The organism is Empedobacter sp. UBA7252, assembly GCF_002472765.1.
Classification (GTDB): Bacteria; Bacteroidota; Bacteroidia; order Flavobacteriales; family Weeksellaceae; genus Empedobacter; species Empedobacter falsenii_B.
The window spans coordinates 1-13,382 of the sequence record NZ_DKSQ01000021.1 but is presented as its reverse complement, the minus strand read 5'-3'; the positions used below and the strand labels follow the sequence as shown (position 1 = coordinate 13,382).

Genomic DNA, 13,382 nt, shown 5'->3' with positions numbered 1-13,382 from the left:
CGTAGAATAAATTTAAGAAATTCTACCGAATTATTTATCTCAATTCTATTGCCAATATTACTATTTTTTGAAAAAAAAGAAAGTTTTTATTCACATTTATTTCTAAAAAAATAAAATTCTAATCAATTCATTCAATTAATTTTTAAGATTGTTGTTCACTTTTATTTTAAGATAAAAAAACGTATTTTTACGCGAAAATAAACATAGCGCAAACACAATGAACACAAACGATTTTTCCATTAGACATATTGGAAACAATGCGCAGCAAGCAGCTGAAATGCTTTCTGTTATTGGGAAAGATTCTATTGATTCTTTAATTGAGGCAACAGTTCCTCAGAACATTCGATTGAAAAATGCTTTGGATCTACCAGAAGCTTTATCAGAATTTGAAGCTATTAATCATTTAGCTGAAATCGCTTCAAAAAATAAAAAAGTAAAAAATTATCTTGGATATGGATATTATGGTACAATTTTACCAGCACCAATTCAACGTAATATATTAGAAAATGCTGGTTGGTACACAGCTTATACACCATACCAAGCGGAAATTGCGCAAGGACGTTTAGAAGCTTTATTAAATTTCCAAACTGTTATTTCTGATTTAACAGGTTTACCTATCGCAAATGCCTCTTTATTAGACGAAGGTACTGCATGTGGTGAAGCAATGCACATGTTATTTGAATCTCGTTCTCGTGATCAAAAGAAAAACAATGTCAACAAATTTTTTGTAGCAGACAACTTATTCCCTCAATCTGTAGCAGTTTTAGAAACGAAAGCACACGGTTTAGGAATTGAATTAGTTGTTGGAAACTTTGAAACAACTGAATTAACAGAAGAATTCTTCGGAGCGATTGTACAATACATCGGAAAAGGAGGACAAATCAATAATTATAAATCATTTGTAGAAAAAGCAAATGCGGTTAACGTAAAAGTTGCTGTTGCAACAGATTTATTAGCTTTAACATTATTAACACCTCCAGGTGAATGGGGAGCTGATATCGCAATTGGTACTTCTCAACGTTTTGGTGTTCCAATGGGATACGGTGGACCACACGCAGCTTTCTTATCTTGTACAGAAGAATATAAGCGTGTAATTCCAGGACGTATTATTGGAGTTTCTCAAGATCGTTTAGGAAATTATGCATTGCGTATGGCTTTACAAACGCGTGAACAACATATCAAACGTGAAAAAGCAACTTCTAACATTTGTACTGCACAAGTATTGTTAGCAGTTATGGCTTCTTTCTACGCGGTTTATCACGGTAAAGATGGTTTACAATATATCGCTGATCAAATCCATACTAAAGCAGCTGTTTTACACGGAGGTTTAGAGCATTTAGGATTTAAATTAGTGAATACAAATTTCTTCGATACAATTCAAATTGAGGTTGAAAACTCTGACGAAATTGTGAAGATTTTTGCAGAAGAAGAAATTAATGTAAATGGATTCGAAAACGGAAAAATTTCAATCACAATTGATGAAATGACTTCTGAAGAAGATATTTTTGAAATTTTAAGTGTTTTTGCAACAATTAAAAACACAGAAGACGGTTTCGAATTTGAAGTAGATGATTCTTATTTACCTCAAGATTTAATCAGAACTTCTGATTTCTTAACACACGAAAACTTCAATTTATATCATACAGAAACAGAATTAATGCGTTACATCAAACGTTTAGAACGTAAAGATTTAGCGCTTAACCAATCGATGATTGCATTAGGTTCTTGTACAATGAAATTGAATGCTGCAACAGAATTATTGCATATGTCTTGGGAAAGAATGGGGAATGTACACCCTTTCACTCCAAAAGATCAAGTAGAAGGTTACCAAACATTAATCAAAAACTTAGAAGATTATTTAGCTGTAATTACAGGTTTTGATGCAACTTCTTTACAACCAAATTCTGGTGCACAAGGAGAATATGCAGGTTTAATGGTTATTCGTTCTTACTTTGAGGCAAAAGGAGAAGGACACAGAAATGTAGTGTTGATTCCACAATCTGCTCACGGAACTAACCCTGCTTCTGCTGCAATGGCTGGAATGCAAGTTGTTGTTGTGAAAAACTTAGAATCTGGTGAAACAGATTTAGTTGACTTGAAAGAAAAATGTGAAAAACATAAAGATAACTTAGCTGCATTGATGATTACTTATCCATCAACTTATGGCGCTTTTGATAGCAATATCGAAGAAGTTACTGAAATGATTCACGCATACGGAGGTCAAGTTTATATGGACGGTGCAAATATGAATGCACAAGTTGGATTAACTTCTCCAGGAAATATTGGTGCAGACGTTTGTCACTTAAACTTACACAAAACATTCGCTATTCCTCACGGAGGTGGAGGACCTGGTGTAGGACCAATTTGTGTTAAAGCACACTTAGCTCCTTTCTTAGGATCTTCTCCATTAATCGAAACTGGAGGAAAAGAAGCGACAAATACATTTGCTGCAGCTCCTTATGGTTCTGCGTTCATTTTACCAATTTCTTACTCTTACATTTTAATGTTAGGAGCAGAAGGTTTATTGAAAGCGACACAAGGTGCAATTTTAAATGCTAATTACATGAAAACTCGTTTAGAGAAACATTTTGACATTTTATATACAAATGGAAACAATGTAGTGGCACACGAATTTATCTTAGATTGTCGTCCATTCAAAAAAGCAGGTATCGAAGTTACTGATATTGCAAAACGTTTGATTGATTACGGATTCCACGCACCAACAGTATCTTTCCCAGTTGCTGGAACGTTGATGGTAGAGCCTACAGAATCAGAAAACAAAGCAGAATTAGATCGTTTTTGTGATGCATTAATTTCTATTCGTCAAGAAATCGACGAAGTTGCAAACGGAGATTATCCAGTTGACAACAATGTATTACACAACGCGCCTCACCCAATTCACTTGATTACAGCAGACGAGTGGGAATATCCTTACTCTCGTTCTAAAGCTGCATATCCAGCAGAATGGGTTCGCGAGCGTAAATTCTTTGCATCTGTTTCTCGTATTGATGATGCTTACGGAGATCGTAACTTAATTTGTACATGTGCTCCTATCGAAGCCTATATGGATTAATTATTCTAGAAAGAATATATTATAAATACAAATCGCTCTGAGAAATCGGAGCGATTTTTTTATTGAAATAATTTAAATGTTTAAAATGTTTGTATTTCTTAATTTTTTTTAAAATTCATTCTAACTAAACTTTTAATATTAAAACATTTATGAAAAATTATGCTGCCGAGTTTTTCGGTACTTTTTGGTTAGTTTTCGGAGGTTGTGGTAGTGCAATCTTTGCAGCTGGTATTCCCGAATTAGGAATTGGTTACGCTGGTGTTGCATTAGCATTTGGTCTTACTGTATTAACAATGGCTTATGCAGTTGGTCATATTTCTGGAGGACATTTCAACCCTGCTGTCTCTTTCGGATTATTTGCTGGAGGACGATTTGATGGAAAACAACTTATTCCTTATATTATTTCACAAGTACTCGGAGCAATTGCTGCAGCTGGTGTATTATACTTAATCTCATCTGGAAACTCAGATTTTGCAATTGACAATACCAAAGCTGGTGCATTCGCTTCCAATGGATATGGAGCCTTTTCTCCACATGGTTATAGCATGTTATCTGCTTTTCTAATTGAATTTGTCTTAACAGCCTTCTTCTTAATTGTTATTTTAGGTGCTACAGATAAATTTGCAAACGGAAAATTTGCTGGAATTGCAATTGGTTTGGCTTTAACATTAATTCATTTAATTTCTATTCCAATCACTAACACATCTGTAAATCCTGCCCGTTCTACATCACAAGCTATTTTTGTAGGCGGCGAACCTTTAACGCAATTATGGTTATTCTGGGTAGCACCAATCGCTGGAGCAATTGTAGGTGGATTAATTTATAAATTATTATTACAAAAAGACGAAAGTCAAGCATAAACTAAAAGCTCCGCATGAGCTTTTTTTAATTTATTATTAAATGATATTCTGGATACAATTCCTTTATTATTTCTTCGGAATGCTTAGGTAAATAATAGCACGAAACATATAAAATTAAAAATAATAGGGGTAACAATATAGCTGCACCTAAATTCAAATAAAAGAAATTAACATTAAAATGAAGAATTGACTGAATACCTAAATTAAATATTCCCGAAGCAGCTGAAATAGATATAAAATTTTTATAAATCGTTTCTACCAAAACTAATTTTATACCCAAATTTTTTGTTTTACGTTTATATTCCCTATTCAATCGTATAAGTTGAAAAATACTAAAACCATAAAAAAGTATTACTACAACAGCAAAAGTAATTTTTTCATCAATCAAAGTAAAAAGCATATAAACAAGAGCAAAAAGTAAAATCAATCCAATGTATTCTTTCGTTTTTAGATGATCTAAAATTGCTCTATTAATCAGTTTTTTATATTTCTTCTGAAGTTCTAATTTCCTGTTGTCAACAATATCTGAAAATCCAAATACACCAAATTTTTTAAACTCAATTTTTAAAGCATCTTCAAAAGAAATTGTTTCATCAAAATTCCATTGCTCTTCAATTCCACAAGCCAAATGATCAACTAACTCAATCTGTAAATCATAATATTCTACATAATGATTCTTAGTAAATTGAAATAATTTTTCAATTTCAATCTCATTTAATTTTCTCATAGATTAGACAATTTAGGATTAATTAAATTCTGTATTTGATCTATTGTTTCATTCAGTGACGCTAATCGATTGACAGTTTCTTCTTGTCCAATTTCGGTTAATTTGTAATACTTACGGATTCTTCCATTTATTTTTACTGCTTCAACTTCAATTACATTTTGGGTTTCGAGCTTATGTAAAATAGGATACAGAGCACCTTCTTTGATTTCAAATTGATTATTAGAAAGGATTTTTATTTTACTTATAATCTCGTAACCATACATTTTACCATTATCTTGTAATAATTTTAAGATAATTGGTTGTAAGGTTCCTTTATAAAATTGAACATCTATCATATACCTAATTTACTTATGTATAATAAAAATAATATTTTTTTTTAATTATTCTCCTCTTTCAGTAAAAAATCTGTAAAATAATATGTTAATTAAAATATAGGATTGTTCGAAGCTTCCTGTTACAATTCTATTCCTTTGTTTTGATGTTTTCTTTGTATACAAAATGTTTTAATAATCGCAATACAACATAAAGCACAATTAATACAATTCTATATTTGTATAATTTTTCTAATCCTTCGATTGGAAAGAAATTAACCGAAAGAATTAAAAATAACAAAATTGCAAGAATACAACAACTTAAAGGATTGATTAATTTACTCATTTAGATCATTTTCAATATTAGTTGATTTTTTAGATTACTTGTTACAAAATATGGTAAACAAAAATCCGTTCAAGTAGAACGGATTAAATTTTATTTTAAATATTTTGGTGCTTCATTATTCTTCATCATTTTATTTAAGCTACGTCCAATTCCTTTTGTGATTGTTGAAAGATTTTTAAAATTAATCACCGAAATTTCATCATTAACTTGATGATAATGATGTTGATTTTCCATATTGACCGATGAAAGTGAGTGAGAAACCACCTTATGATTGACAAAGTTTACATTATCTGAACGGAAAAACAATTGCTGTTGTAAATAAGGATCGTGCTCTACGTTAAACGTTTTGCAAGAATTTTTATTCATAATCTCCATCAAATCCGAACGATCACTTCCTGTCATATACACTTTACCTTCGCCAAAAGCAGATACCGTTCCAATCATTTCTAAATTCAACATCACTTTCATTTGCGGTAAATATTTTTGGAAATCCGGATTTTCAACCAACATTTTAGAACCAATTAATCCAATTTCTTCTGCATCAAAAGCCATAAACATCATGTTTTGCTTCACTTTCTTATTCTTAAAATAATCAGACAACGCCATTACAGCCGATGTTCCACTTGCATTGTCATCAGCACCATTAAAGATTTTATCTTCGCTTTTATCACTTGTTCCAACATGATCAAAATGTGCACCTACAGCATAAATATCAGTCGATTTACCTTCTTTGATTCCGCAAACATTTTGTCCTGTTTTCCCATTGTATTCAAATTCGATTAAATACGAATCACCAACACATGGTTTTAGATTATTTTCTTTGAACTTTTTTGCAATTAATTCAGCAGCCAATCGATTTTCTGGTGTTCCAAATTTTCGACCTTGCATAGCATCAGAAGCTAATTCTTCGACATATTTCTTTTGATTTTCTTTTGAATATTGCGCGTTTGCTTGATTGAAAGCAAGTAATCCAATTGCAAGTAAAGTATATTTTTTCATTTTTATATGTGTGATTAATTTGACGGAAGATACGAAAAATTAACTTTTCTTCTCAAACATCAATTCTTTTACTTTTTCTTTGTCTTCTTTTTCATTCTTTAGGTCGAACATTGTTCCGAAAATACGATCCCAAAACGTATTGGAAACGCCAAAACCTAATTCTTCGTCTTTATAATGATGCAAATGATGATTACGCCAAAGTGGTTTCATAAACTTGAAAGGTGGTGCAATAGCATGAATCAAATAATGCATAGATGCATACAATAAATAGCCAATCATAAAACCAGGAAAGAAAGCAAAGGCATATTTCCCTAAAATTAAATATTGAATCAAGAAAATGATTGATGCCAAAAGAATACTTGGAACTGGAGGCATAAACAAACGTTGTTTATCGCGTGGATAATGATGATGATTTCCGTGAAAAATGTAAACAATTCGTTTTAGACTTGGTTGTTCGGCTGTCCAATGAAAAAGATAACGATGCGCAAAATATTCGAACAAGGTCCAAAATAGCATCGCACCAAAAAAAATTGAAATAACTGTTATTGTAGATAAGTCGTAGCTATAAATACCATAATAAATACAATAGGAAAGTAGAGGAATGTACATTCCCCAAATAACTGCGGGATGACCTTTTGTCAACATTTCGAGGTATTTGTTTTCAAAGATTTGCGCTTGACCTTTATTATGTATTTTCTCAAATTTCATGGTTACAAAATTTAATTTACTTAAAAATAAGGTTTTAACATATTTTAAACAAACAATCTCTAAAAATTAATTGTTAAAAAAAATCCGAAAATCAAAGTTTGATTTTCGGATTATATGATAAATAAGAAAATTCTTATCTGTTTTCAATTTCAACGTAATCACGTAATGGTGCTCCTGTGTATAATTGACGAGGGCGACCAATTGGTTGATTTGTTTCGCGCATTTCCATCCACTGTGCAATCCATCCTGGTAGACGTCCAACAGCAAACATAACTGTAAACATTTCAGTTGGGATATCTAACGCTTTGTAGATAATTCCTGAATAGAAATCTACGTTTGGATATAAGTTTCTTGATTTGAAATACTCGTCTTCTAAAGCAGCTTGCTCTAATTTTTTCGCAATATCTAAAATAGGATCATTGATTCCTAATTTCTCTAAAACGTTATCCGCAGCTACTTTGATGATTTTCGCACGAGGGTCAAAGTTTTTATAAACACGGTGTCCAAATCCCATTAAACGGAATGGATCGTTTTTATCTTTTGCTTTAGCTAAGTATTTTTCAACATCTCCACCATCATTTTTGATTGCTTCTAACATTTCTAATACTGCTTGGTTAGCACCTCCGTGTAATGGTCCCCATAATGCAGAAATACCTCCAGAGATAGAAGCAAATAAACCTGCATGAGAAGAACCTACTAAACGTACACTTGATGTAGAACAGTTTTGCTCGTGATCTGCGTGTAAGATTAATAATTTGTCAATTGCATCAATAATAACTGGATCTAAGTCTAATTCTTGACCTGGTTTTTTGAATAATAATTGATAAAAGTTTTCTACATAAGATAATTTGTCGTTAGAGTAGTTAACTGGTAATCCTTTAATTTTTCTTTGTGTCCAAGACGCTAATACTGGGAATTTACCTAATAAAGTAACTGCCGCTTTGTACATATCATCTGGAGAAGTAACATCAACAACTTTTGGGTTGAATGCTGATAAAGCAGCTGTTAAAGATGTTAATACTCCCATTGGGTGAGCAGAACTTGGGAATGCATCTAAGATTTTGATTAAATCTTCTGACACATAGTTATACTCATTAATATCAGCGATAAATTTATCTAATTCAGCTTGTGTAGGTAATTCTCCTTTGATTAACAAATACATTACTTCTACGAAAGAAGATTTCTCTGCTAATTGTTCAATAGGATATCCACGGTACATCAACTTACCTTCTTCACCATCTAAAAAAGTAATTTTAGATTCGCATGCCCCTGTATTTTTGTAACCTGGATCCATTGTGATTAATCCAGTAGCACTTCTTAACTTGGAAATATCAATAGATTTTTCATCCATTGTACCAGTTGTAACAGGTAGCTCCAACTCATTTCCGTTGTAATTTAATATTACCTTATCTGACATTTTATAGTTTATATTATTTATTGCGTAATTTACACTTTTTTTATTAATTTGAGACTGATAAATATCAGTCTCAAATTATTTTATCGCTTAACTTTAAAAGCCTTAAGCCCTGGAAAAATTGCAGTTTCTCCAAGAATCTCTTCAATACGTAATAGTTGGTTGTATTTCGCCATACGATCAGAGCGAGAAGCAGAACCAGTTTTGATTTGTCCTGTGTTCAAAGCAACAGCTAAATCTGCAATTGTAGCATCTTCTGTTTCTCCAGAACGATGAGACATAACTGCTGTATAACGTGCATTTTGTGCCATTTGTACTGCTTTGATCGTTTCTGTTAACGTACCAATTTGATTGAATTTTACTAAGATAGAATTTGCTGTTTCAGCATCAATTGCTTTTTCTAATTTAGTTACATTCGTTACCAGTAAATCATCTCCAACAATCTGAACACGTTTACCGATTTTATCTGTTAAGATTTTCCAACCTTCCCAATCGTTTTCATCCATACCATCTTCAATCGAAATAATTGGATATTTCTCTGTCAATTCTGCTAAATAAGCTGCTTGCTCTGCAGAAGTACGGATAGCTCCTTTCTCTCCTTCGAATTTTGTATAGTCATATTTTCCATCGTGATAGAATTCTGATGATGCACAATCTAGTGCAATCATAATTTCTTCACCTGCTTTGTAACCTGCTTTTTCTATTGCAGAAATTACAGTATCTAAAGCATCTTCTGTACCATCAAAAGTTGGTGCAAATCCACCTTCGTCACCTACTGCTGTAGATAAACCACGGTCGTGTAAAATTTTCTTTAATGCATGAAAAACTTCTGTTCCTTTGCGTAAAGCGTCAGAAAAAGATGCTGCCTGAACTGGCATAATCATGAATTCTTGGAACGCAATAGGCGCATCAGAGTGAGAACCTCCATTTACGATATTCATCATTGGAACTGGTAATGTGTTTGCATTAACTCCACCGATGTATCTAAACAATGGTAAACCTAATTCTTCTGCTGCAGCTTTTGCAACCGCCAAAGAAACACCCAAAATTGCATTAGCACCCAATTTAGCTTTGTTTTCAGTTCCGTCTAAATCAATCATTACTTGATCGATTAAATTTTGTTCAAAAACAGAAAAACCAATTAATTCTGGAGCAATCACTTCATTTACATTCTCGATAGCTTTCAAAACTCCTTTACCTAAGTACAAGTCTCCACCATCACGTAATTCTACTGCTTCATACTCTCCTGTAGATGCTCCTGATGGAACAGCTGCACGACCTAAAACACCTGATTCTGTATACACGTCTACTTCTACAGTTGGGTTACCACGAGAATCTAAAATTTGTCTTGCATGGATATGCGAAATAATGCTCATTATTAATATTTTTTAATTGATAAAATTTTGATTTACCAAAAATAATGGATTTGAGTAATCTTTACAACGAAATTATCTTTTTTTAAAAATAATTTAATTCAAAAACAATTCGAAAAACTTATGCATGCATAATAAAGAAGTATAATTTCGATGCCTGCAAAGATTATTATTTTTTGAGTGAATTAAAAAAACTTTAGATAAAAAATTTAATTTGTTATTGTAAGGGTTCCGTTGGAATTCACATAAACTTGGTATGTTCTTGGCGCTCTATTCGCTACTTTTGTAGGTTGTCCTGTTAAAAGTATCCACTCAGCACCATCTTCTTTACAAACAATCTTGATGTCATCTTCCACAAATAAAGTGGTCTTATCAGTTGGGCAAATATGTGGTGCATTACGATCATAAGCTTTATAGCCCGTAGCTGTTCGTACAACAATAAGTCCTCTTGTACCCGTCGCTGGTCCATCTACATACACCCAACCTCCAGGATTATTAAGATTAGAATATAATGGTAAATTGATATTGATTGATACATTCACAATTGTATTTGGCACACAACTTACTGTACCATCATCTGAATTGCAGCCTTGAAATAAGCCAGCAAAAACACAAACCAAAATAACCTTATTTAGAATCGTTTTAATAAATTGTTTCATTTTTAATTTGCTGTATTTTTTTTATTATCTTTGTAGTACAATAACTAAATAGTCCTGCGCATAGTATTACATATGTGTAGGATTATTTATTTTATAAGATCTATTTAATAAAAAATTAAACATTGTTGTTATGGCAAATATACAATATGTAACGAAAGAGGGATTAGAAAAGTTGCGTGAAGAGCTTCATCAGTTAGAAACTTTTGAGCGTCCAAAAATTTCGCAACAAATTGCTGATGCGCGTGATAAAGGAGATTTATCTGAAAATGCAGAATATGATGCTGCAAAAGAGGCTCAAGGAATGTTAGAGATGCAAATTGCTAAATTGAAAGAAGTTGTAGCATATGCACGCGTAATTGATGAATCTAAATTAGACCATTCTAAAGTATCAATATTATCAAAAGTTAAAATAAAAAATACAGCGAACGGACAAGAATTAGTGTACACTTTGGTACCTGAATCTGAAGCTGATTTAGCTAAAATGCGTATCTCTGTGAATACTCCAATCGCAAAAGGATTGTTAGGAAAATCACTTGGAGAAGTTGCAGAAATTACATTACCTAACGGAATGACTTTAAATTTTGAAATTTTAGAAATATCTTTGGACTAAGATTTCAAAAATTAAAAACATATGGCAAGCATTTTCACTAAAATTATAAACGGAGAAATACCATCATACAAAATTGCTGAAAACGATCGTTACATCGCTATTTTAGACGCCTTCCCTTTGGTAGAAGGACATGTATTGGTAATCCCGAAAAAGGAAGTTGATAAAATCTTCGATTTAGACAAAGAAACCTATTTAGGTTTAATGGACTTTTCGTATGAAATTGCACAAGCTATAGAAAAAGCAATACCTTGTCTACGCGTTGGTGTAGCAGTTGTTGGATTAGAGGTACCACATGTACATGTACATTTGGTTCCTCTAAATTCAATGCAAGATATCAATTTCTCAAATCCAAAACTTCAATTATCTGCCGAGAAAATGAATGAAATTGCAGATAGTATCAAATCATATTTATAAACGATGAACAAATACATTAAATTAGTAATCGCCGCTGTATTAATCGCTTTAGCAATCTTTTTGTTTAGCACTCGCGAATATGGTTGGGGATTTGTTTCGTTATTAGTCGCTGTATTTCCTATTTTATTTTATTTCAGAAACGAAAACATCTTGTTAGCGTTCTGGTTTTTACGCAAAGAGGATATGGCAAAAGCGAAAAAATGGTTACAAAAGATCAAAAATCCATCATCAGAATTAATTCCTAAACAAATGGGATATTTTCATTACATGATGGGAATTACTGAAGCGCAAGATAATGTTGCCGTTTCAGAAAAATACATGAAAGAAGCCTTAAACTACGGTTTATCGTTTGATCATGACAGAGCAATGGCTAATTTATCTTTGGCTGGAGCTGCAATGTCAAAAGGTAAAAAGAAAGAAGCGGAAGGTTACATTAAAGAAGCGAAGAAAAACGATTCGAAAGGAATGTTTACAGATCAAATCAAAATGATGAACGATCAAATGAAACGTTTCAACGTAAGTAATTCGCAATTACAAAACCCACATATGCGTCACAAAGGACGTAAATTCTAAATGGATATATCAAAATTTACAGAAGAATCATCATCAAACACCAACAAGTGGAAACTGATTGAAGAATTCTTTCAACAAAATTTCACAGACGGTGAAAGACCAGATTTAGATACGATTCTTTTTTTGATCGGTGTTCAAGAGTTAGGACAAGGAAAAAAACGATTCAAAAAAGATGATAAACTCAATTTATTACACATTGCAGTTTGTCGCGTGTTAGAACCTTTTGGTTTTTATCGTTTCGATGGGTTAGATCCTGATGGTTGGCCACATTTTGAGTTGTTGGAAGATTTACCTCCTCTCAAAACAAATGAACAAACCTTGTTGATGAAATACGCCGTTATACAGTATTTTGATGATCAAAAAATAATAAACTTCGAGTCTTAAGATTCGAAGTTTTCTTTTTTATACAAATCAACGACCACTTTATCCGCATCTAACGTAAATTTCTCCGCATTTAACTCTTCTTTGGATAACCATAACAATTCGTTGATATCCGCATCCAAAACTTTCAATTTATCCAATGCTTTCTCTGTAATTGTCGCTTTATAATAAATCAATAAAACCTGTTCTGTCGGATCAAAAGCATTCAGCACAAAAAAATCTTGTGTATAAAAATGTTCATGAACTTCTACTTTCAAATTCAATTCCTCTTTTATCTCTCTCCTTATACAATCTTTCGTTCCTTCACCAAACTCCAATCCACCGCCAGGAAACTTATAAATTAACTCTCCCTGAAACGGCTCGTGAATCACCAATACCTTTCCCTTGTGTTCCAATAACGCATATACACGCACATTAAATGGTTTCATATCCTATTTACTTTAAAACCTAAATATATAAAAATTCTTCATTTAAATGCGTATTATTATAGCGTTCCCTTCGGTCGGGTATCCGTTGCAATCTTTTGTAGAAGAAGATTAGAAGTGATTACAGAAAATCCAACTCCTACAAAAGGATTTACACTACTATCCCTAACGCGGGTTGTAAGTTCTGAGTTTTGAGTAATAAGTTATAAGACGTAAGATTTAAGACTTACAGGAATAGAAGTAGAAGTTAAAATATCCACTTGAGGGAAATAGGGGCTTTTCGATTTATGAGTTGTAAGTTATAAAGGAAGCTTCCTTTTTATAAAGAAGAAGCTTCTCGTTGACTAATTAGAAGCTTCTTGTTGGATGAAAGGAAGCTTCTTGTTTCATAGAACATAGTTTGAAGATGCATTAAGCTTACAGCCTTCAGCCTAAAGCGAAATCCATAAACACAAAAAAGCCTAAAGAAATAAATCTTGAGGCTTTTAATAAAAACTGGCGACGACCTA

The 13,382-nt window shown here is 32.5% G+C and carries 15 protein-coding genes; 6 read left to right on the top strand and 9 right to left on the bottom strand.

All coding sequences use genetic code 11. The features are described from left to right. Positions 1-217 precede the first annotated feature (217 nt). Together gcvP and aqpZ are read left to right on the top strand one after the other, a co-directional pair. Positions 218-3,073 (top strand): aminomethyl-transferring glycine dehydrogenase, encoded by a 2,856-nt coding sequence (gene gcvP / locus B2X73_RS03715; protein WP_286495377.1) that lies wholly within the window; start codon positions 218-220, stop codon positions 3,071-3,073. A gap of 149 nt (positions 3,074-3,222) precedes the next feature. Then, the gene (aqpZ, locus tag B2X73_RS03710) at positions 3,223-3,933 is read left to right on the top strand and encodes an aquaporin Z (RefSeq protein ID WP_125350651.1); all 711 of its coding nucleotides are present in this window, start codon (positions 3,223-3,225) and stop codon (positions 3,931-3,933) included. Positions 3,934-3,958: 25 nt separating this feature from the next. Here aqpZ and B2X73_RS03705 read toward each other — a convergent pair whose 3' ends face one another. From B2X73_RS03705 to B2X73_RS03670, 8 genes are all read right to left on the bottom strand, one after another. Beyond that, positions 3,959-4,660, bottom strand: coding sequence for a hypothetical protein (locus tag B2X73_RS03705; RefSeq protein WP_291077435.1), 702 nt, complete (start codon positions 4,658-4,660; stop codon positions 3,959-3,961). Next, a complete protein-coding gene (locus B2X73_RS03700) occupies positions 4,657-4,995 on the bottom strand; it encodes a PadR family transcriptional regulator (RefSeq protein ID WP_291077437.1) in 339 nt (112 codons plus the stop codon). Before B2X73_RS03700 ends, B2X73_RS03705 begins: the two co-directional genes overlap by 4 nt. Before the next feature lie 127 nt (positions 4,996-5,122). Next, positions 5,123-5,317 (bottom strand): hypothetical protein, encoded by a 195-nt coding sequence (locus B2X73_RS03695; protein WP_291077439.1) that lies wholly within the window; start codon positions 5,315-5,317, stop codon positions 5,123-5,125. A gap of 90 nt (positions 5,318-5,407) precedes the next feature. Further along, entirely contained in the window at positions 5,408-6,316 is a 909-nt protein-coding gene (locus B2X73_RS03690) for a M28 family metallopeptidase (RefSeq protein ID WP_291077441.1), read from the bottom strand. 39 nt (positions 6,317-6,355) lie between these two features. Continuing rightward, entirely contained in the window at positions 6,356-7,024 is a 669-nt protein-coding gene (locus tag B2X73_RS03685; RefSeq protein WP_286496397.1) for a sterol desaturase family protein, read from the bottom strand. A 133-nt stretch (positions 7,025-7,157) separates the two neighbouring features. Next, positions 7,158-8,441 (bottom strand): citrate synthase, encoded by a 1,284-nt coding sequence (locus tag B2X73_RS03680; RefSeq protein WP_125350643.1) that lies wholly within the window; start codon positions 8,439-8,441, stop codon positions 7,158-7,160. Positions 8,442-8,521: 80 nt separating this feature from the next. Beyond that, entirely contained in the window at positions 8,522-9,814 is a 1,293-nt protein-coding gene (gene eno / locus B2X73_RS03675; protein ID WP_286496395.1) for a phosphopyruvate hydratase, read from the bottom strand. 206 nt (positions 9,815-10,020) lie between these two features. Next, a complete protein-coding gene (locus B2X73_RS03670) occupies positions 10,021-10,470 on the bottom strand; it encodes a hypothetical protein (protein ID WP_291077445.1) in 450 nt (149 codons plus the stop codon). A 130-nt stretch (positions 10,471-10,600) separates the two neighbouring features. Here B2X73_RS03670 and greA point away from each other — a divergent pair, with 130 nt between their 5' ends. Genes greA through B2X73_RS03650 form a run of 4 tightly spaced genes read left to right on the top strand, consistent with a single transcriptional unit; the run spans position 10,601 to position 12,451 of the window. Then, on the top strand, positions 10,601-11,080 hold the full coding sequence (greA, locus tag B2X73_RS03665; protein WP_019976987.1) for a transcription elongation factor GreA: 480 nt from the start codon (positions 10,601-10,603) through the stop codon (positions 11,078-11,080). A gap of 21 nt (positions 11,081-11,101) precedes the next feature. After that, complete coding sequence (locus B2X73_RS03660) at positions 11,102-11,494, top strand: HIT family protein (protein ID WP_171623962.1); 393 nt, start codon at positions 11,102-11,104, stop codon at positions 11,492-11,494. A gap of 3 nt (positions 11,495-11,497) precedes the next feature. Further along, the gene (locus B2X73_RS03655; RefSeq protein ID WP_291095755.1) at positions 11,498-12,067 is read left to right on the top strand and encodes a tetratricopeptide repeat protein; all 570 of its coding nucleotides are present in this window, start codon (positions 11,498-11,500) and stop codon (positions 12,065-12,067) included. Beyond that, positions 12,068-12,451, top strand: coding sequence for a hypothetical protein (locus tag B2X73_RS03650; protein WP_052217679.1), 384 nt, complete (start codon positions 12,068-12,070; stop codon positions 12,449-12,451). Here the strand turns inward: B2X73_RS03650 and B2X73_RS03645 are convergent. After that, positions 12,448-12,876 carry an NUDIX hydrolase gene (locus tag B2X73_RS03645; protein WP_286496393.1) on the bottom strand — a complete coding sequence of 143 codons (429 nt, stop codon included), beginning with the start codon at positions 12,874-12,876 and terminating at the stop codon, positions 12,448-12,450. The two genes, B2X73_RS03650 and B2X73_RS03645, sit on opposite strands and share 4 nt — an antisense overlap. Between the last annotated feature and the right edge of the window lie 506 nt (positions 12,877-13,382).

What these genes read in the sequence shown, in the direction of transcription:
- gcvP (WP_286495377.1), top strand. Translation starts at nt 218, where the DNA reads ATGAACACAAACGATTTTTCCATTAGACATATTGGAAACAATGCGCAG.
- aqpZ (WP_125350651.1), top strand. Translation starts at nt 3,223, where the DNA reads ATGAAAAATTATGCTGCCGAGTTTTTCGGTACTTTTTGGTTAGTTTTC.
- B2X73_RS03705 (WP_291077435.1), bottom strand. Translation starts at nt 4,660, where the DNA reads ATGAGAAAATTAAATGAGATTGAAATTGAAAAATTATTTCAATTTACT.
- B2X73_RS03700 (WP_291077437.1), bottom strand. Translation starts at nt 4,995, where the DNA reads ATGATAGATGTTCAATTTTATAAAGGAACCTTACAACCAATTATCTTA.
- B2X73_RS03695 (WP_291077439.1), bottom strand. Translation starts at nt 5,317, where the DNA reads ATGAGTAAATTAATCAATCCTTTAAGTTGTTGTATTCTTGCAATTTTG.
- B2X73_RS03690 (WP_291077441.1), bottom strand. Translation starts at nt 6,316, where the DNA reads ATGAAAAAATATACTTTACTTGCAATTGGATTACTTGCTTTCAATCAA.
- B2X73_RS03685 (WP_286496397.1), bottom strand. Translation starts at nt 7,024, where the DNA reads ATGAAATTTGAGAAAATACATAATAAAGGTCAAGCGCAAATCTTTGAA.
- B2X73_RS03680 (WP_125350643.1), bottom strand. Translation starts at nt 8,441, where the DNA reads ATGTCAGATAAGGTAATATTAAATTACAACGGAAATGAGTTGGAGCTA.
- eno (WP_286496395.1), bottom strand. Translation starts at nt 9,814, where the DNA reads ATGAGCATTATTTCGCATATCCATGCAAGACAAATTTTAGATTCTCGT.
- B2X73_RS03670 (WP_291077445.1), bottom strand. Translation starts at nt 10,470, where the DNA reads ATGAAACAATTTATTAAAACGATTCTAAATAAGGTTATTTTGGTTTGT.
- greA (WP_019976987.1), top strand. Translation starts at nt 10,601, where the DNA reads ATGGCAAATATACAATATGTAACGAAAGAGGGATTAGAAAAGTTGCGT.
- B2X73_RS03660 (WP_171623962.1), top strand. Translation starts at nt 11,102, where the DNA reads ATGGCAAGCATTTTCACTAAAATTATAAACGGAGAAATACCATCATAC.
- B2X73_RS03655 (WP_291095755.1), top strand. Translation starts at nt 11,498, where the DNA reads ATGAACAAATACATTAAATTAGTAATCGCCGCTGTATTAATCGCTTTA.
- B2X73_RS03650 (WP_052217679.1), top strand. Translation starts at nt 12,068, where the DNA reads ATGGATATATCAAAATTTACAGAAGAATCATCATCAAACACCAACAAG.
- B2X73_RS03645 (WP_286496393.1), bottom strand. Translation starts at nt 12,876, where the DNA reads ATGAAACCATTTAATGTGCGTGTATATGCGTTATTGGAACACAAGGGA.